General features: G+C 61.0%; 18 protein-coding genes and 1 pseudogene. 9 read left to right on the forward strand and 10 right to left on the reverse strand.

Features of this window, described 5'->3' with window-relative positions; genetic code table 11:
• Positions 1–185: 185 nt before the first annotated feature.
• The 8 genes and pseudogenes from mtnB to PACILC2_RS19350 form a co-directional block, all read right to left on the reverse strand.
• A pseudogene (gene mtnB / locus PACILC2_RS19315) lies at positions 186–838 on the reverse strand (methylthioribulose 1-phosphate dehydratase).
• Positions 835–1,509: a 2-hydroxy-3-keto-5-methylthiopentenyl-1-phosphate phosphatase gene (locus tag PACILC2_RS19320; RefSeq protein ID WP_213530213.1), complete on the reverse strand. Its 675-nt coding sequence runs from the start codon at positions 1,507–1,509 to the stop codon at positions 835–837. The pseudogene mtnB and the gene PACILC2_RS19320 overlap by 4 nt, the downstream one beginning before the upstream one ends.
• Positions 1,506–2,738, reverse strand: a complete 1,233-nt coding sequence (locus tag PACILC2_RS19325; RefSeq protein WP_213530215.1) for a 2,3-diketo-5-methylthiopentyl-1-phosphate enolase — start codon at positions 2,736–2,738, stop codon at positions 1,506–1,508. The genes PACILC2_RS19320 and PACILC2_RS19325 overlap by 4 nt, the downstream gene beginning before the upstream one ends.
• Positions 2,735–3,610 (reverse strand): pyrroline-5-carboxylate reductase, encoded by an 876-nt coding sequence (gene proC, locus PACILC2_RS19330; RefSeq protein WP_213530217.1) that lies wholly within the window; start codon positions 3,608–3,610, stop codon positions 2,735–2,737. Before proC ends, PACILC2_RS19325 begins: the two co-directional genes overlap by 4 nt.
• Positions 3,611–3,650: 40 nt before the next feature.
• Positions 3,651–4,898, reverse strand: coding sequence for a glutamate-5-semialdehyde dehydrogenase (locus PACILC2_RS19335; RefSeq protein ID WP_213530219.1), 1,248 nt, complete (start codon positions 4,896–4,898; stop codon positions 3,651–3,653).
• Positions 4,899–4,965: 67 nt separating this feature from the next.
• Positions 4,966–6,063: a glutamate 5-kinase gene (proB, locus tag PACILC2_RS19340; RefSeq protein ID WP_213530221.1), complete on the reverse strand. Its 1,098-nt coding sequence runs from the start codon at positions 6,061–6,063 to the stop codon at positions 4,966–4,968.
• A gap of 444 nt (positions 6,064–6,507) precedes the next feature.
• Complete coding sequence (locus PACILC2_RS19345) at positions 6,508–7,695, reverse strand: pyridoxal phosphate-dependent aminotransferase (RefSeq protein WP_213530229.1); 1,188 nt, start codon at positions 7,693–7,695, stop codon at positions 6,508–6,510.
• 114 nt (positions 7,696–7,809) lie between these two features.
• Positions 7,810–8,292 (reverse strand): hypothetical protein, encoded by a 483-nt coding sequence (locus PACILC2_RS19350; RefSeq protein WP_062492807.1) that lies wholly within the window; start codon positions 8,290–8,292, stop codon positions 7,810–7,812.
• Positions 8,293–8,431: 139 nt separating this feature from the next.
• On the opposite strand from PACILC2_RS19350, the gene PACILC2_RS19355 reads away from it, so the two are divergent.
• Entirely contained in the window at positions 8,432–9,244 is an 813-nt protein-coding gene (locus tag PACILC2_RS19355; RefSeq protein WP_213530223.1) for a carbon-nitrogen family hydrolase, read from the forward strand.
• A 6-nt stretch (positions 9,245–9,250) separates the two neighbouring features.
• On the opposite strand, the gene PACILC2_RS29900 is transcribed toward PACILC2_RS19355, so the two are convergent.
• Together PACILC2_RS29900 and PACILC2_RS19360 are read right to left on the reverse strand one after the other, a co-directional pair.
• Entirely contained in the window at positions 9,251–9,433 is a 183-nt protein-coding gene (locus tag PACILC2_RS29900) for a hypothetical protein (RefSeq protein WP_504739387.1), read from the reverse strand.
• On the reverse strand, positions 9,418–10,080 hold the full coding sequence (locus tag PACILC2_RS19360; RefSeq protein ID WP_504739386.1) for a LysR family transcriptional regulator: 663 nt from the start codon (positions 10,078–10,080) through the stop codon (positions 9,418–9,420). Before PACILC2_RS19360 ends, PACILC2_RS29900 begins: the two co-directional genes overlap by 16 nt.
• Between PACILC2_RS19360 and PACILC2_RS29515 the strand changes: the two genes are divergently transcribed.
• From PACILC2_RS29515 to PACILC2_RS19395, 8 genes are all read left to right on the forward strand, one after another.
• Complete coding sequence (locus PACILC2_RS29515) at positions 9,976–10,251, forward strand: hypothetical protein (RefSeq protein ID WP_372447182.1); 276 nt, start codon at positions 9,976–9,978, stop codon at positions 10,249–10,251. The two genes, PACILC2_RS19360 and PACILC2_RS29515, sit on opposite strands and share 105 nt — an antisense overlap.
• A 119-nt stretch (positions 10,252–10,370) precedes the next feature.
• Positions 10,371–11,792 carry a 3-isopropylmalate dehydratase large subunit gene (gene leuC, locus PACILC2_RS19365; protein ID WP_213530225.1) on the forward strand — a complete coding sequence of 474 codons (1,422 nt, stop codon included), beginning with the start codon at positions 10,371–10,373 and terminating at the stop codon, positions 11,790–11,792.
• A gap of 32 nt (positions 11,793–11,824) precedes the next feature.
• On the forward strand, positions 11,825–12,412 hold the full coding sequence (gene leuD / locus PACILC2_RS19370; RefSeq protein ID WP_062492811.1) for a 3-isopropylmalate dehydratase small subunit: 588 nt from the start codon (positions 11,825–11,827) through the stop codon (positions 12,410–12,412).
• Positions 12,413–12,702: 290 nt separating this feature from the next.
• The gene (locus PACILC2_RS19375; protein ID WP_213530227.1) at positions 12,703–14,127 is read left to right on the forward strand and encodes an N-acetylmuramoyl-L-alanine amidase family protein; all 1,425 of its coding nucleotides are present in this window, start codon (positions 12,703–12,705) and stop codon (positions 14,125–14,127) included.
• A 47-nt stretch (positions 14,128–14,174) separates the two neighbouring features.
• A complete protein-coding gene (locus tag PACILC2_RS19380; RefSeq protein ID WP_062492813.1) occupies positions 14,175–14,717 on the forward strand; it encodes a GerMN domain-containing protein in 543 nt (180 codons plus the stop codon).
• Between the two features lie 131 nt (positions 14,718–14,848).
• Positions 14,849–15,544: an endonuclease III gene (gene nth, locus PACILC2_RS19385; RefSeq protein WP_062492814.1), complete on the forward strand. Its 696-nt coding sequence runs from the start codon at positions 14,849–14,851 to the stop codon at positions 15,542–15,544.
• Between the two features lie 6 nt (positions 15,545–15,550).
• Positions 15,551–15,823, forward strand: a complete 273-nt coding sequence (locus tag PACILC2_RS19390) for a hypothetical protein (RefSeq protein ID WP_062492815.1) — start codon at positions 15,551–15,553, stop codon at positions 15,821–15,823.
• A 142-nt stretch (positions 15,824–15,965) separates the two neighbouring features.
• Positions 15,966–17,645 (forward strand): dynamin family protein (locus PACILC2_RS19395; protein ID WP_213530231.1); only part of this gene is annotated, 1,680 nt, incomplete at its 3' end.

A 17,645-nucleotide genomic window follows, 5' to 3' on the forward strand; every position in this document is an offset into this window, starting at 1 on the left:
GAAAATACTGCACTTTTGCAGTTTTGTTCTCGTAGAGCCCGCGACGCGGTGTTCTCGTAGGGCTCGCTGCGCGGTGTTCTCGTAGAGCCCGCGCCGCGGTGTTTTCGCCGGGCCCGCGCAGCTTTGTTCCGGTAGAGCCCACAGCCGGCGCCAAGCGACACGCCGTCCGTCCCTATACATGACCGTTACGAACGCGTCCGATTCAGCAGCTCCCAGCGGTATACATATTCAAACAGAAATTCGAACGCCTCCAGATGGCGCTTCGCTTCGAAGGCGTTCGCCCCCAGGCGTAAATGCCGTGCTTGCGCAGCAAAATGCCCGGAATGTTGCGGTCCAGCCGTGCGGTAATTTCCGGCACGATGCGCGGGATATCGGCATAATTGGGAACGATCGGGATTTCGATATGCGCTTCTTCTTCCCAGATGTTCAATCCTTTGATCAGCTCGACCCCGTCCACGGGGACCGCCCGCCGCTCCCAGAACCATTCCGACACGACGTTGTTCCAGACGGTATGCACGTGGAAGATGGCGCCGCAGCCGGTCAGCCGGTAAATTTCGGTATGGATGAGCGTTTCCGCGGACGGCCGCAAGCCGGTCGCTTCGCACGGTTTTCCGTGCCGATCGACAAACAGGAAATCTTCCGGCGTGTCCTTCGTCTTATCTTTCCCGCTTGCCGTGATGGCAAAATAGAAGGATTCCGGCGTATAATCGCCGACCCTTACCGACAAATTGCCGCTTGTGCCGGCGAACCAGTTGCGGTCTGCGAACAGCCGCTTCACATCCCGCAGTTCGGCCAGCGCACGCTGCTTGTCTTCGAGGCGGATTTCAGCAAAATTCATCGGATTACCGTCCTTTCCTGACGCAAATGGCGAATAACATCGTGGAACGTCTCAAATTCGATATGGGGAAGGCCGAGCTCCCGGCACTTTTCCGTCAACTGAGCGCGGGAAAATACGAGATCGACCAGCTTCGCGCCGGCAAAATCGGTCACGCTGTCGCCGATCAGCATCCGGTTGTACGCAGAAGGGGGATAGCGGCGAATGACCGTCGGCTTGCACATGCCGCAATCGTTGGAACATTCGCTGTCGCAAGCGTTCGGCCATGTAATCTCGATGCGTTCCCCGGAAAAATCGCTGCCGTTGCAAAAAATGTTCTCTTTCGGGATGCCGAACGGCTCCAGCACCGGATAGACGAAGAAGTCGATGCCGCCGCTCGTGACCAAAAACTCGATGTCGTTTTCACGGCAATAGTCCAGCAGCTCGGCGAAGCCGTCGCGGATTTTCGCCTGGGACACCGCAAATTCCGTTACTTCCCGGCGTTTCGCGGAAGGCAGCATGCGAAACAGCTCGCCGACGCCCTGGCGCACCGATTTCCGCTGATGGATAATATCGTCGACGACAGGCTGCCAGCCGGGCGGGTCAAAATGGCGGATAATCGCGATAATGTTATCGTTGACCGTAATCGTGCCGTCGAAGTCACAAAAGATAATGTCCCGCTTTCCGCCGCTCATTCTTTAACCCCCCACGCCTCGATGGCGGCCTTCAGCTCTTCGTTGCCGCTTTGCGCCGCCGCTTCCCGCAGCGGAATGCCGGCGCCGCAAGCCGCGATCGCCTGACGGAACGCCCGGCCGCCGGCTTCGGTGCCCATCGGATGGCCGTGGATGCCGCCGCCGGCGTTGACGACGACGTCATGGCCGAAATCGCGCACAATCAACGGCACGAGTCCGGGATGTATGCCTGCCGACGGCACCGGGAAGCTTGTCCTGAGCGGCACCGAGCGGTCGAGCAGCGCATCCTTCACCGCCAAATTTTCCTCCTTCGGCATGACGACCGAGCCGTACGGGGAAGGGAAGAGCGCCAGATCGGCGCCGGCGAGCCGCATCAACTTGCCGAGCAAAAGCGGCGCCGAGATGCCGTAATGCGGCGACGGGTAGAAGGCGCCTGCCATAGCCGGATGAGCGGCGATCGGCACCGTAATCGACGGATCGCGGCTCAGCTCGTGCAGCGCGTCGAATCCGTAGGCGAGCACGTTGAACAGCAGCGCGTTCGCGCCCGCGGCGATCGCCTTGCGCGCATTGGCGGCGAGCTGCGAGGTCGGGCCGGTCAAATTGACGGCATACAGCAGCTTCTGCCCCGTCTCCGCTTCCGCCCGGCGAGCCGCGTCCATGCACGCTTCGACCCGTTTCTCCAGCGGCGTAAGCGGATTTTCGAACAGAATCTCGTCATCCTTGATCAGATCGACCCCGCCTAGCGCCTGACGGTAAAATTGCTCCTTCAAATTGGGCAGGTCGTGGCCGATCACCGATTTGAAAATGCTCATCAAGAGCTGGCGGTCATGGACGCCGAGCAGCTCGCGAACGCCGTCGACACCGAATTTCGGTCCGGGAAAGGCGGAGCGGAAATCGTCCGATACGTCCAGGTCGATCAGCTTGATCTTCCCGTCCATCGACAGCTTGCCGAACACGGTGACGAGCAGGGCGGGGAGATCGCGGCTGAAGTTGATGTCGGGATAGGCGATTTTCAGGTCGGCGTAGCGTTCGCCGGGTGCGGCTCCTTCAGGCTCGTGAACGTCGACCGATACGACGCGGCCGAGATGCTTCTCCATCTCCTTCTTCCGCGCTTCCGGCAGATCGGTCCAGCTTCCGACGGTCAAACCGACGGCGATCGATTGCGCTTTTTTATGGAAATCCGCCTTGTCGTCGTAGCAGCGGTATGTCGCGATGCAATAAGCCTGGTTCACTTGCTTGCACTCCTTTCCATGATGGCGCCTAGTTCGCCGGCCCGTTCGGCCGCCCGGGCGACGGCGCGCCGGACCGCGTCCGGGAATCCGGACTCGTCGAGCACGGCGATCGCCGCTTCCGTCGTGCCGCCGGGAGAGGTCACCTTGCGCCGCAGCTCAGCCGGATCTCCGCCGGTCGTCCGCATCATCTGGGCGGCGCCGAGCACGGTTTGCACCGTCAGCTCCCTGGCCGCTTCCGGCGCAAGGCCGAGCTGACCGGCCGCGTCGATCATCGCTTCCATCAAATAATAGACGTAGGCGGGCCCGCTTCCGGATACGCCGGTCACCGCGTCAAGCAGCGGCTCGTCGACGACCGCTGTCATGCCGACGGCGCCGAATATCGTCTCGGCGACCGCCCGTCCTTCAGCCGGCACGTTCTGCGAATAGCTGACGCCGGTCGCGCCGAGGCCGATCGTGCTCGACGTATTCGGCATCGTCCGGACGACGGGCACGTTTTCGCCGACGAGCCGGCCGATCGTCGCGATCGGCAGCCCGGCGATGACGGAGACGAGCAGCTGCCGTTCCGTCACGACGCCGCGCAGGGCGGCGAGCGCCGCTCCGGCGTCTTTCGGCTTCATCGCCAGAAAGACGATATCGGCTTCCCGCAGCCAGGCCAGCCGCTCGCCCGTATCGTGGAGCGGGGAGACCCCGTATCGTTCGGCCAGTTCGGCGAGCCGTCCGCCGTTGCTTCGGTTCATGACGCCGATTCGTTCCGGCGCGATGAGCCCGCGTTTGGTCAGCCCTTGAATGAGCGCTTCCGCCATGGAGCCGGCGCCGTAGAAGCACAGGCGCATATCGCGCAGCGATGCGGCGGTCGATTCGTTAGTCGTCATTAGCCATTTCCTCCTGATCGTTCGGGTGTGACCGAAATTGTTATTCCCGGATTTGCCCGGAGCCGTAAATGCGGTATTTGCTCGATGTCAACGCCGGCAGCCCCATCGGTCCGCGCGCATGCAGCTTTTGCGTGCTGATGCCGATTTCCGCGCCGAATCCGAACTCGAAGCCGTCGGTGAACCGCGTCGATGCGTTATGGTAGACGGCGGCTGCGTCCACTTCCTGCAGGAACCGCTCCGCATGGAGTTTGTTCTCCGTGACGATGCATTCGGAGTGCATCGTACCGAACCGGCGGATATGGTCGAGCGCCTCATCGAGGCCGGATACGATGCGCACGTTCAGAATATAATCGTTGTATTCAGTCGCATAATCTTCGTCCGTAGCCGGCTTCGCTTCGGGAATTAGCCGAAGCGTGGCAGGGCAGCCGCGAAGCTCGACATTCGCCGCAAGCAGCCGCTCTGCAATCCGCCGCAGATGGACGGCCGCGAACGATTCGTGGACGAGCAGCGTCTCCATCGCGTTACAGACGGAGGGACGCTGGACTTTGGCATTGAAAGCGATATTGGACGCCATATCGGGATCGGCGCTTTCGTCAATGTACGTATGGCAAATGCCGGCGCCCGTTTCGATAACGGGTACGGTCGCATTTTCGACGACAGTGCGGATCAGCGAGGCGCCGCCGCGCGGAATGATGACGTCGATCAGGCCGTTCAGCTTCAGCATTTCGTCGACCGATGCGCGGCTCGCGTCTTCGATGAGCTGCAGCGCGTCGGCCGGCACGTCCGTTTCTGCAAGCGCGGCGCGCAGCGTTTCGACGATGCGCCGGTTCGTATGCAGGGCGGCCGATCCGCCTCGCAGCACGACGGCATTGCCGGTTTTCAGGCACAATCCGGCCGCGTCGACCGTCACGTTCGGGCGCGCCTCGTAGATCATGCCGATGACGCCGAGCGGAACCCGCACGCGCTCGATGCGCAGGCCGTTCGGCCGCTCGAAGCTTTCGAGCAGATCTCCTACCGGGTCCGGCAGCTCCGCAATCTGTCTTAATCCTTCGGCAATTCCCGCGATCCGTGTCTCGTTCAGAGCGAGCCGGTCAAGCAGCGAGGGGGTCGTTCCGTTGTCGCGCCCTCTGGCCAGATCCTGCGCATTGGCTTCGAGGATGGCGTCCCGGCCGGCCACCAGCGCTTCCGCCATTCGGTTCAGCGCTTCGTTCTTCTGCCCGGATGTCAGCCGGTTCATCGTCTGCAAAGCGGTGCCGGCAAGCCGGGCTTTATCGATTACTTCACTCATATTCGTCATGCTCCTTTCGTACTTCATACTTCATAGCGCCGTAACGGCGTTTGCCTGCTGCTTGCGCTCAAAGCGTAATCCATTCATCGCGGTGGATAACCTCAATGCGTCCGACATCGATGCGCCGCCGCACCTCGTCCGTATTGAGACCGGCGACGGCTTGGATCTGCCAGGCGTCATAATTGACGACGCCGCGTCCGATCGTCTCCCGCTGCAGGTTGAGCACCTCGACGACATCCCCGTGGTGGAAATCGCCTTCGACGCCGCAGACGCCAGCCGGCAGCAAGCTTTTGCCGCCTTCCGCAAGCGCCCGTTCAGCGCCGGCATCGACGACGATGCGGCCCTGGGGCATGGAGTGGAACGCGAGCCACTGCTTTTTCATCGGCAAGTTATGACGATGCGTATCGAAATAAGTCCCTTTGCCCGCGCCTTCGAACGCCAGCTTCAGATCGCCGGGCTCAACCGCCCGTCCGACGAACGCCGAAACGCCTCCGCGCATCGCGATGCGCGCCGCCTCGATTTTGGAGCGCATGCCGCCCGTGCCGACCGATGAACCGGCTCCTCCGGCGATTTCCAGAATGCGGCCGGATATTTGCTCGACCCGGTCGATGCGGTACGCCTCCGGATCTTTGCGCGGATCGGCCGTATACAGCCCGTCCGTATCGGTCAGAATGAACAGTCTGGAGGCTCTGACCAGGTTGGCGACGAGCGCGGACAACGTGTCGTTGTCCCCGAATTTCAGCTCGTGCGTCGCCACCGTGTCGTTTTCGTTAATAATAGGGAGGATGCGGTGGCGAAGCAGCTCTTCGATCGTTTCCGAGGCGTTGCGGATTCGTTCCCGATTCGAGAAATCGGCGCGCGTGAGCAGCAGCTGCGCCACTACGATGCCGTGACGCGCGAACGCTTCCTGGTACGACTGCATCAGAAGCGCCTGGCCGACGGCGGCGGCGGCCTGTTTCTCGCGCGTCTGCTTCGGGCGGACCGGATAGCCGATGCGCCGGAATCCGGCCGCAACGGCGCCGGAGGTGACGAGCAGCAGCTGATGCCCTTCGGCGTGCAGCGCGGCCAGCTCCGAAGCGAAAAAGGCGACCCGGTCGCGGTTCAATCCGCCTTCCTCCGATGTGAGCGAGCTGCTTCCGATTTTTACGACAATGACTTGTGACATAGTCCATCCCTTCTTTGTTTGCCCGATGGTCCCGGTAACCCGATGCTCCCGATAAAATGAAAAGACTCCCGTCCTTAAAGGACGAAAGTCTGGGCTTCCGCGGTACCACCTTCATTGACGGACGCCGATCGTCGGCTTCCGTCCAGCTTGCGGCCTGATAACAGCAGGCGCCGTCCGGCTCGTCGCCGGCCGCTCGGGGGTGGGGTTCGGTCCGCGGGCGCGGCGGATTCTTCCAGCCTCAAGGAATCCGCTCTCTGATCGCGCCGCATGCAGCCTACTGGCCCCGTCATCGCGTTCGATGTTCATTTATATAACGTTAGCATACCACGTCCGCTATACGGTGTAAAGGTGCGCAAAATGCCGCGCCGCCGGTGAGTCGCGTGCGGACAAGGCCCTGTGCAGGTGCGCAAAATGCCGCGCCGATGGAACGCCCCGCTGCGCTTGTCAACCGAACAGGCCGAGCGCCCCGATGCGGCGGACGGCTTCCCGCAGCCGTTCTTCGTCCGCCAGCAGGCCGAGCCGGACATAGCCTTCGCCGCTCGCGCCGAAGCCGACGCCCGGCGCCACGACGACGTCGGCCCGCTCGAGCAGCAGGTCGGCGAATTCGGCGGAGCCGTACCCGGGCGGCACCGGCAGCCAGCAGAAGAACGAGCCGCCCGGTCGGTCGGCTTTCCAGCCGATTCGGCCGAGCTCGTCGAACAGCGCTTCCCGCCGCCGCTCGTACAGGGCGTTCAGCTCTTTCACGCATTGCTGCGGTCCGGTCAGCGCCGCGGCGGCCGCTTCCTGAATGCCGCCGAACAGGCTGCAGTAATAATGATCCTGGATCAGATTGATCAGAGAGACGATCTGCGCGTTGCCGACCGCGAAGCCGACCCGCCAGCCGGCCATATTGTACGTCTTGGAAAGTGTATAAAATTCGATGCCGACCTCTTTGGCGCCCGGCGTCTCGAGAAAGCTGACCGGCCGGCGTCCGTCGAATCCGATCGCGCCGTAGGCGAAGTCGCTGGCGACGGCGATGCCGTAGCGGGACGCGAATTCGACCGTATCGGCGTAAAAGGCCGGATCGGCGATCGCCCCTGTCGGGTTGTTCGGATAATTGAGGAACATCAGCTTGGCGCGATTCGCATCCGCCGCGGGGACGGCCGCATAGTCCGGCAGAAAGCCGTTTTCCTTGCGCAGCGGCATAAACCGCATCTCGGCGCCGGCCAGCGCGACGCCCGACCAGTAATCGGGATATCCCGGATCGGGAACGAGGCAGATGTCGCCCGGATCGAGCAGGCATTGGCTGATTTCGATCAGTCCGGTTTTGCCTCCGAACAGGATGGCGACCTCGGTATCGGGATCGAGCTCGACATTATAGTCTTCCTTATAGCGGAAAGCAATCGCTTCCTTCAAAAACCGGTAGCCGCTGAAAGGCGGATAACGGTGATAGAGCGGGTTGTCCGCCGCTTCCTTCAGCTTCGCCACGATATGGGCCGGCGTCGGCTGATCCGGATTGCCTTGGCCGAGATTGATAACGTCGCGGCCTTTCGCCGCCTGCGCGTTCGCTTTGCCGACCAGAGCGGCGAAAAACTGCTTGGGCAGCCCTTTGATCCGGCCGGCCGGTTCGAATATCCGTTTCTGTTGTATCATCGTCGGTTTCACGCTCCATGCCTGCTTCTTAACCATATTATGATATACGATAGCATGAAGCGGCCCGTCCGTCGAGGGGAAAGTCTTCTAAACGGATCGGAATTGGGTGAGAGATCAGCTGCGGCCGTCCGGTTTGCGCGCGAATCCGGGTTGTCCGGCGAGCCCCGTCTTTTGCAGAAACGGCGTGATGTCCGCTTTGAACAGCAGCACATAAGGACGCCGCTGCTCGTCGAACACGAGAAGCGTGTGTTCGGCGTCCCGGCAATAGAACAAAAACACGTCGTGAGTCGTCAGCGACGTCCCTTTCACGTGAACGGCGGCGGGCTTGTCGAGCGGCACGCGGAAGACGAACGGGCATTCCTTGTCTGCCTTGATCCGGGGCGAGAGCGCGTAGGCCGAGCGCAGCCAGCCGTGGGCCATCTCCTGAATTTGGGCATCGTTATCGAAGGAACGGACGACGCGGCCCGCCGCGGTGTCGAACATCTGGATCGGCTTCAGCGGCTCGGTGGAAGCGAAAGCTGCCGGAACGGCTGCGGACAGCGTCAGCATGGCGGCGGCAAGCAGAACCGGCGTCATTCGAACAATTCTGGCTATCATGATCGTTGTCTCCCGTCTGTAGTTGGAATGGCCTTACATATCCTATAACGTTCCCATCTTGACACGGAACCATGAAAGGGTATCATTAGGAAAAAACAAGACGGCTTTGGGCCGTTATAACGGGAGTGCTTGATGGAACATGGCAAACGACAAAGAACGGCGGTTGAAAATCGCGCTGCTGCAAATGGATGTCCGGGCCGGCGAACCCGAAGCGAATTTCGCAAAGCTTGCCGCGATGCTGGAGGAGGCGGCCGCGCTGCCGGACAAGCCGGACATCGTCGTCGCGCCGGAAATGTGGAACACCGGATATGCGCTCGAGCGGATCGGCGAGCTGGCCGACCCGGAAGGGTCCCGGACGAAATCGATTTTATCCGCGTTCGCCCGGAAGCACGGCATTCATCTGATCGGCGGCTCGATTGCGGAGAAGCGGGAGAGAGGGGTGTACAACACCGCCTATTCGTTCGATCGTCAGGGGCGGCTAAACGCGGCTTATTCGAAAATTCATCTGTTCCGGCTGATGGATGAGGAGAAGCATCTGCTGGCCGGCGACGCCCCCGGGCGGCTCGCGGTCGATGGGGAAACGGCCGGCATGATGATCTGTTACGACATCCGCTTCCCGGAGCTGGCGCGCAAGCTGGCGCTTGACGGGGCGAAGGTGCTGTTCGTGCCGGCCGAATGGCCGCATCCGCGGCTGCACCATTGGCGCACGCTGCTGATGGCGCGGGCGATCGAGAACCAGATGTTCGTCATCGCCTGCAACCGCTGCGGCACGAGCGGCGACACGTCCTTCTTCGGCCATTCGATGGTGATCGACCCGTGGGGTGAAATCGTGGCGGAAGCGGGCGAGGAAGAGACGATGCTGACGGCGGACATCGATCTGGCCCTTGTCGACGAAGTGCGCGCCCGCATTCCGGTATTCGAAGACCGGCGGCCGTCGCTGTACGCCGATTGACGCGGATCAGAGGGAGTAGTAGCGCGCGACCGTCGTCTTCATCGTCTCGATGAACGCTTCCGCCGCTTTGGACAAATAGCGGCCTTTGCGGCTGGCGATGACGAGCGTGCGCGACGCTTCCGGCTCGGTCAGGCGAAGATAGGCCGGGGCGAATTCGCTTTCTTGCGGACGGGTCAGCATTTTCGGCACGAAGGCGATGCCCATGCCGCCGGCGACGAGCGACTGGACCGTTTCGATATTGCTGCTCTCAAATACGACGCGCGGCGAAAACCGGCCTGTTCGCACAAATTGTACGTAATTTGGCGGAAGCCCTGTCCTTTTTTCAACACGATAAACGGCTCTTCGGCCAGCTCCCGCATCGGAACGGGCGATGTGCGGCCGGCAAGCGGATGGCCCGGCGGCACGGCGAGACATATTTCCTCTTCGATGAGCGGCTCCCAGGCGAGGGACGGCTCCTGAAGCGGCAGCGTCAGCAGGCTCAGGTCGGTTTCGCCGCTCGCGGTCAGCTGCTCCAGCCGCGAGGACGTATCTTCGATGAGCGTAATTTCGATTTGCGGGTACTGGCCGCCGAACACCGGCAGGACGAGCGGCAATATTTGCGACCCGGTAATCGGGAGACTGCCGACGACGAGCCGTCCGCGCCGCATGAGCGCCATGTCGTCCATTTCCTGCTTCAGCTGCTCGACGGTGTCGAGTATCGTCTGGGCCCGCCGGACGAACGCTTCCCCGGCATGCGTCAGCTCGACCGAGTTCGTCGTCCGCCGGAACAGCAGGACGCCAAGCTCCTTCTCCAGCTTGGTCAGCTGCTGGCTGAGCGACGGCTGCGCGATATGCAGCTTTTCCGCCGCCCGGGAAAATTTTTGTCCTTGGCGATTTGGATGACGTACTGCAGTTGGCGAAGTTCCATAGAAAATCGCTCCTTCGATGCTTATCGGATATTTATTGGAATTTGGAATTTTGAAGTTGATCGGATGTTTATCGCTTTTCGGATGGTTATCGCTTTATAGTTTCGATCTATAGCTTTTATAGATATTATATCTTGGAACAATTAAGAAAGAAATGATATGCTCGATCTAGCAGAAAGAAGCGCGATTGCATGTTTATAGACATTAACGGGGTGATGGCAATGGCAAAGAAGACGATGTTTGAAAAAATCTGGGAAAATCACGAAATTCATCGGGAAGAAGGAAAACCGAGCATTCTCTATATCGACCTGCATCTCGTGCACGAGGTGACGTCGCCGCAGGCGTTCGAAGGACTCCGCCTGAACGGGCGCAAAGTTCGCCGTCCGGATTTGACGTTCGCGACGATGGACCATAACGTGCCGACGAAAGACCGCTTCAACATTACCGATCCGATTTCCAAGCAGCAGATCGAAACGCTGAAGAAAAACTGCGAAGATTTCGGCGTGAAGCTGTTTGACCTGAACAGTATCGATCAGGGCGTCGTGCACGTCATGGGGCCGGAGCTGGGGCTGACGCATCCGGGCAAGACGATCGTGTGCGGCGACAGCCATACGTCGACGCACGGCGCGTTCGGCGCGCTCGCATTCGGCATCGGGACGAGCGAAGTGGAGCATGTGCTGGCGACCCAATGCTTGCAGCAGGCCAAACCGAAGACGATGGAGGTCCGCTTCGTCGGCACCCGCAAGCCCGGCGTAACGGCGAAAGACATGATTCTCGGCGTCATCGCCAAATACGGCACCGATTTCGCCACCGGCTACGTGCTGGAGTATACCGGCGAAGCGATTCGCGCGCTGTCGATGGAGGAGCGGATGACGATCTGCAACATGTCGATCGAGGCGGGCGCGCGCGCCGGACTGATCGCCCCCGATGAGACGACGTTCGAATATTTGCGGGGACGCGAATACGCGCCGAAAGGCGAGGAGTTCGACAAGGCGGTCGAAAAATGGAAGGCGCTCGCGACCGACGAAGGCGCCGTGTACGACAAAGTCGTCGAGTTCGACGTCGATTCGCTCATTCCTCAGGTAACGTGGGGCACGAGCCCGGGCATGGGCACCGACATTACCGGCGTCGTGCCGGACCCGCAAAGCTTCCCGACGGAGAACGAGCGCAAAGCGGCCGAGAAGGCGCTGGAATATATGGGGCTGACGCCGGGAACGCCGATGACCGAAATTCCGGTCGACTACGTGTTCATCGGATCGTGCACGAACGGCCGGATCGAGGATTTGCGCGCCGCCGCCGCCGTCGCCAAAGGCTATAAGGTGAACGACCGCGTCACCGCGATCGTCGTGCCGGGATCGGGCCGGGTCAAGCTGCAGGCGGAGAAGGAAGGGCTCGACCGCATCTTCAAGGAAGCGGGCTTCGAATGGCGCGATGCGGGCTGCTCGATGTGTCTGGCGATGAACCCGGACGTGCTGCAGCCGGGACAGCGCTGCGCCTCGACGTCCAACCGGAACTTCGAAGGCCGCCAAGGCCGCGGCGGGCGCACGCATCTCGTTTCGCCGGCGATGGCCGCAGCCGCTGCGATCAAGGGCCACTTTACCGACGTTCGCGACTGGAAATTCAAAACCGAAGTGTTGAACTAACGATTTGCGCATAGAGAGGGGAAGTTACGACCATGGAACCATTCAAAACGCTGACCGGCATCGTGGCGCCGGTCGACCGCGTCAACGTCGATACCGACGCGATCATTCCGAAGCAGTTTCTGAAGCGCATCGAACGCAGCGGCTTCGGCCAGTTTCTCTTTTACGAATGGCGCTTCGACGAAGCGGGCAACGAAAACCCGGATTTCGAACTGAACAAGCCGCGTTACAAGGGCGCTTCGATTTTGATTTCCAGAGCCAATTTCGGCTGCGGCTCCTCCCGCGAGCATGCGCCCTGGGCGATTCTTGATTACGGCTTCAAATGCGTCATCGCGCCTTCTTTCGCGGATATTTTCTACAACAACTGCTTCAAAAACGGCATACTGCCGATCCGCTTGAGCGAAGAGCAGGTCGACGAGCTGTTCCGGCGGACGGCAGCCCACGAGGGTTACAAGCTGACCGTCGATCTGGAGAACAAGAAGCTGTCCGACGAATACGGGCTTGATCTTTCGTTCGATCTCGACGAACACCGCCGCCAATTTTTGCTGCTCGGCCTGGACGATATCGCCCTGACGCTGCAGCATGAGGACAAAATTGCGGCATACGAGGCCAAACACGGGTAAGCTGCGGCGCGCAGCCGGAAGCTGGCGGAAGCTGACGAAAATTCGGCGATGCCTGATGTTGGCGGAAACCGGCGGAATTCGGCCAGCTCCGATGCTTGCGATTGCGGAAAACCGGGGCCGTCCATTCGGGGCGGCCGCCGTGTTTTTCGCTTTTCGCCAAAAATTATTCGACATTCTCGCAACTTTTCTCGCATTTTTGCGTCTAATCTATCGTTCGTAATCGTTGAATCGTCGAATCGTCGAATCGTCGCGGCTCGTTTGCGGGCAATACCAGTCATCAGAGGTGAAAGATGAAGAAGTTCGTTCCTTTTCTGTTTTTTCTGTCGTTCCTGTCCGTATTGTTTATCGGCGTCGGACAAGCCGCGGCTGACGCACCGAAGCTGTACCTGAACGGGAAGCCGCTGGAATCCGACGTCGAACCGGCGGTCGTCAACCAGACGACGCTCGTGCCGATCCGCGTCATTGCGGAAGGGCTCGGGTTCGATGTCATCTGGCAGAAGGAAAGTAAAAAGGTCATCGTACATAACGGAGAAACCCGAATCGAATTTACGCTCGACGACCGTACGGCGCTTGTCAACGGCGAAGCCAAAACGCTTCTTGCCCCCGCAACGGCGATCAAAAACCGGACGATGATTCCGCTCCGCTTCGTCGGGGAGAATATGGGGCTTGACGTGTACTGGGATCAGAAAACGAAAACGGTCCAGCTTTTCCAGCAGGTGAAGCCGGCCGATCCGCCGCCGGCCGAACCGCCAAAGACGGAGACGCCGGAGATCCCGGCAAAAGGCAAGCTCAAGTCGATCGAGTATAACGGCCTCGGCAGCGTCATTTTGCGCTATGAAGGCGATGTGAAGGCGAACAAGCCGTTCGTGCTGAACGCTCCGGACCGAATCGTCCTCGATTTGCCCGACACGGCGTTCGCGTCCGATTTCCTCCCAGAGCCGCCGGTCAAGGGGACCGGCGGAAGCTTGACGGTCGACGGACATCCGACGCTGACGAAAGTCCGCTATTCACTCTACTCGGACAAGCCTTCGACGATCCGCGTCGTGCTTGACCTGACGGCTCCGACGAACTATACCTTTACCGAAGGACAAGGGGAGCTGCGCATCGACGTGCTGGACGCGGCCGGTCCCGCCCCGTCGCAGCCGCCGGCAACGGAGCCTCCCGCGACCGATCCGTCCAAGCCGCCGGCGAAGAAGTACAAAGTCGTCATCGACGCGGGACATGGCGGCCACGATCCGGGCGCCAAGAGCGTGCTCGGCTACAACGAGAAGGAATTGAACCTGAAGATCGCGCTCAAACTGTATGAGCTGCTGAAGAAGGAGCCGGCGATAGAGCCGTATCTGACCCGCAAGGACGATACGTTCGTCGCGCTGGACGATCGGGCCAAATTCGCCAACGATCTCAAAGCGGACATCTTTATTTCGATCCACGGCAACAGCTTCACGCCTTCGGCGACCGGTACCGAAACGTACTACAACCGGTCGGACAGCAAGCAATTGGCGGAAATTCTTCACCAGCATGTGCTGAAAGCAACCGGCTTTAAGGATCGCGGCGTCAAGACGGCCGGTTATGTCGTCATCAAGAAGACGACGATGCCGGCGGTGCTGGTGGAAACCGGCTTCCTGTCCAACAAGGACGACGCGGCAGCGCTGCAGAAAGAAGAGACGCAAAACCGGATCGCACAAGAGCTCGTGGCAGGCATCAAAAATATTTGAAGCTCTGATGCCGCGCACATCATGTTGAATGAGGGGGCTGATCATCAATGCGGAGAATCGGACCGGCTTGGTTCGCGTTGCTCGCTGTCGCGTTGTTCATCCTGTCTGCGGGCTGCGGCGCGCGTACGAACGAAACCGGAGGATCCGGGGGAAACGGGACGCCGGAAGGCGGCGGTTCCGGGCAAACGGTTTCGGAGGCGAAGATCACGCTGTTTTTTACCGACGATGAAATGTCGGATATCGTGGAACAGCAGACCGTTATTCGTTACACGGACGACGAAGACAAACTGAAGCAAGCGCTGGAAGCGCTGCGCACCGGGGCGAAGGAAGGGGCCGTATCGCTGTGGGAAAAGGCGGAGTTCAAGTCCGTCAAGGCCGAAGGCGGAGCCGTTACGCTGGACATCCATCTGCCCGACGAGGCGCGGTTCGGCGCTCCGGGCGAAGCGCTTGCGCTCGAATCGCTGAAGCGGACGCTGTTCCAGTTCGAAGAGGTGGAGAGCATCGAGGTGCTCGTGGACGGCGAAGCGGTAGACAGTTTGATGGGCCATGAAGAACTGCCGCATCCGATCGTCAGAGACGAATCGGCATAACGTTCGGCAATATTTTGTGACAACTGCCTTTCGGGGCAGTTTTTTTCTGTTTTCCGGCGGTTTTTCGGTTGCGCAGGGCGACAAATTTCGCTACACTTTGAAACGACAGTCTTTCACGGGAGCGAAACGGCATGAGAGCGAAGGAGAGAATGCGCCATATTTTGGACACGATCGCGGACATGTTTCCGGATGCCCGCTGCGAGCTGAACCACCGCAATCCGTTCGAGCTGACGATCGCGGTGCTGCTGTCGGCTCAATGCACCGACGAAACGGTCAATAAAGTTACGGCGCATTTGTTCGAGAAATACAAGAAGCCCGAGGACTATTTGGCCGTTCCGGTCGAGGAGCTGGAACAGGATATCCGGCGAATCGGCCTGTTTCGGAGCAAGGCTGCGAACATTCAGAAGCTGTGCCGGATTCTGATCGACAAATACGGCGGCGAAGTGCCGCGCGAGCATGCGCAGCTGACGGAGCTGCCCGGAGTCGGGCGCAAGACGGCGAACGTCGTCGTGTCGAACGCGTTCGGCGTTCCGGCTATCGCTGTCGATACGCATGTGGAGCGCGTATCGAAGCGGCTTGGCATCGCCAAGCCGGACGACTCGGTGCTCGAGGTGGAGAAGCGGCTCATGAAGCTCGTGCCGCGCGAAGAGTGGACGCTCACGCATCACCGGCTTATTTTTTTCGGAAGATACCATTGCAAGGCGCAAAATCCGCAATGTCCGGTATGTCCTTTGCTGGATATATGCAAGGAAGGTCAGCGGCGCATGAAATCGGCCGTCGACCGGAAGAATAAGGGAAAGACAGTGAATTTGACCAGTAAAGGATGATGAAACTTGAAGTGCATCAGCGTGTTTACGAACGATTTCGCTCTGTTTTCGGACATTTACCCGCAAATCGTCAATTCGCCGCCGGCCGATAATGAGGATGTCGTCGTGGAAGGGATTACGGTGAGCGGGTCCGGAGATGTGCCGGCTTCCTACATCGAGCGGATGCGGACAAAGCCGGAAGTGGTCGTCATGAAAGAGAAAGATCGGAACATCGTCATTTTGCAGCACGGCAACGTTTTTGAGATTTGTTTGCCGATGGAGGAGCCGCCGGCCGTGTAACGAACCGCCGGCGCCGCGAACGTCGACGCTTCGGCGATTTTCGCGGCCGCCAGCGGACTTATATTTTGCCAAAATCCGTCTCTGCGGCAAATCGTGCAGGAAGAAACGGGAAGCAAGTGGGGGAGCTGGAGCTTTGGAGACGATGATGACGAAAGGGGAACCATTGCCGGCCGCGGCGGAAGCCGTCGCCGGTTATTTGGCGCAGGCCGGGGATGCGCGCCGCGCGGAGCAGATATCGGAGCTGGCCGACAAGCTGGCGGAGGGGCGGCTTGCCGTCGCGTTCTGCGGCCATTTTTCGGCGGGCAAGTCGACGCTCGTCAACCGGCTGTGCGGAGCGCCGCTGCTGCCGTCCGGGCCGGTGCCGACAAGCGCGAACGTCGTGACGATCCGCGGGGGAGGAGAGCCGCGCGCATCGATCGTGCGGCTGGTGAACGGCCGCCCGGAGACGATCGAAGCGCCGCCTGAGCAGCTGGAGAAGTACTGCGTCGACGGCGAGCAGTTTGTAGCGGTCGATATCGTTTATCCGTCGCCTTTGCTCGGCGATCATACGGTGCTGCTCGATACGCCGGGCATCGACTCGACGGACGACGCCCATCGGCTGGCGACCGAATCGGCGCTGCATCTGGCCGACGTCGTGTTTTACGTGATGGATTACAACCATGTGCAGTCGGAGATCAATTTTGCCTTCGCCAGACAGCTCAAGGACTGGGGCAAGCCGCTCTATCTGATTGTCAATCAAATCGACAAGCACCGCGAACGGGAGCTGCCGTTCGCGGCGTACCGCGCCGCCGTCGAGGAGGCGTTCGCCAACTGGCATTTGGAGCCGGACGGAATCGTCTACTTGTCGCTCCGCGATCCGGAGCATCCGCACAGCGAATGGTCGAAGCTGACGGCGCTGCTGGCCCGGCTGCGGGAGATGCGGGCGGAGCTGGCCGCTTACAGCGTCGGCGCGTCGCTTCGCCATATCGCCGAGACGCATTTGAAGGAGCGCGAGAACGGGGAAGCGCCTGAGCGCGACCGTTTGCTGGCGGAAGCGGGCGGCGAGGAGGCGGCCGCCCGGCTGCGCAGCGAAGCGGAAGAGCTGGAGCGCAAGCTGGAAGAGCTGAAGCAGCGGCCCGAGCGGCTGCGCCAGAAGGTGCGGGCGGACGTGCAGGCCGTGCTGGACAACGCCAATGTGACGCCGGCTGCGACGCGGGATTTGGCGCACGCCTTCCTCGAGAGCCGCAAACCCGGTTTTCGCGCGGGGCTGCTGTTCGCGGGAGCGAAGACGGCGGCGGAGAAGGAACGGCGGCTTGAGGCGTTTCGCGCCGATCTGGCAAGCCAGGTGGAAGCGGCCGTCGTATGGCATGTCAAGGACGCGCTGCGCAAGGCGGCGGAAAGCTTCGGTCCGGCGGAAGCGGGCGATGGGGAGCTGGACGGTATGCTGGCCCGGCTCGACTGGACGCCGGACGACGAGTTTTTGCTGAAGCGGGTGAAGGAAGGCGCCGTATTCGGCAACGAGTATACGATGACTTACTGCCGGGATGTAGCGGCCGACACGAAATCGTGGTTCCGGCAGCGCGCGTTCGAGCTTGCCGACGAGCTGGCGGAGCGCGCGGCGCAAGGCGCGGCAGCGGAGGCCGCCGCCGCGGAAGCCGCGCTCGCGGAGCTGCGCGGGCGCTCGGCGGCGCTGGAGGCGCTGTCCGGCCTGGAGCGGGCCGCAGCCGAGCGCAGGCAGCGGCTGCTGGCGCTGCTGCCGGAGCCGGCGGCCAGACCGGCGCTGCCGGCTCCGGACGCGCTGTCGCCGGCCGGCGCAGCGCAGGGGCGGCGAGCAGCCGCGGAC

This window comes from Paenibacillus cisolokensis (genome assembly GCF_018403665.1).
Taxonomy (GTDB): domain Bacteria; phylum Bacillota; class Bacilli; order Paenibacillales; family Paenibacillaceae; genus Paenibacillus_AH; species Paenibacillus_AH cisolokensis.

Excerpts from the sequence above, each read along its gene's own strand:
- proC (WP_213530217.1), bottom strand. The coding sequence starts at position 3,610 with ATGACGACTAACGAATCGACCGCCGCATCGCTGCGCGATATGCGCCTG.
- PACILC2_RS19320 (WP_213530213.1), bottom strand. The coding sequence starts at position 1,509 with ATGAGCGGCGGAAAGCGGGACATTATCTTTTGTGACTTCGACGGCACG.
- PACILC2_RS19355 (WP_213530223.1), top strand. The coding sequence starts at position 8,432 with ATGGCAAACGACAAAGAACGGCGGTTGAAAATCGCGCTGCTGCAAATG.
- PACILC2_RS19380 (WP_062492813.1), top strand. The coding sequence starts at position 14,175 with ATGCGGAGAATCGGACCGGCTTGGTTCGCGTTGCTCGCTGTCGCGTTG.
- leuD (WP_062492811.1), top strand. The coding sequence starts at position 11,825 with ATGGAACCATTCAAAACGCTGACCGGCATCGTGGCGCCGGTCGACCGC.
- PACILC2_RS19345 (WP_213530229.1), bottom strand. The coding sequence starts at position 7,695 with ATGATACAACAGAAACGGATATTCGAACCGGCCGGCCGGATCAAAGGG.
- nth (WP_062492814.1), top strand. The coding sequence starts at position 14,849 with ATGAGAGCGAAGGAGAGAATGCGCCATATTTTGGACACGATCGCGGAC.
- leuC (WP_213530225.1), top strand. The coding sequence starts at position 10,371 with ATGGCAAAGAAGACGATGTTTGAAAAAATCTGGGAAAATCACGAAATT.
- proB (WP_213530221.1), bottom strand. The coding sequence starts at position 6,063 with ATGTCACAAGTCATTGTCGTAAAAATCGGAAGCAGCTCGCTCACATCG.
- PACILC2_RS19335 (WP_213530219.1), bottom strand. The coding sequence starts at position 4,898 with ATGAGTGAAGTAATCGATAAAGCCCGGCTTGCCGGCACCGCTTTGCAG.
- PACILC2_RS29515 (WP_372447182.1), top strand. The coding sequence starts at position 9,976 with ATGCGTCAGCTCGACCGAGTTCGTCGTCCGCCGGAACAGCAGGACGCC.
- PACILC2_RS19350 (WP_062492807.1), bottom strand. The coding sequence starts at position 8,292 with ATGATAGCCAGAATTGTTCGAATGACGCCGGTTCTGCTTGCCGCCGCC.
- PACILC2_RS19375 (WP_213530227.1), top strand. The coding sequence starts at position 12,703 with ATGAAGAAGTTCGTTCCTTTTCTGTTTTTTCTGTCGTTCCTGTCCGTA.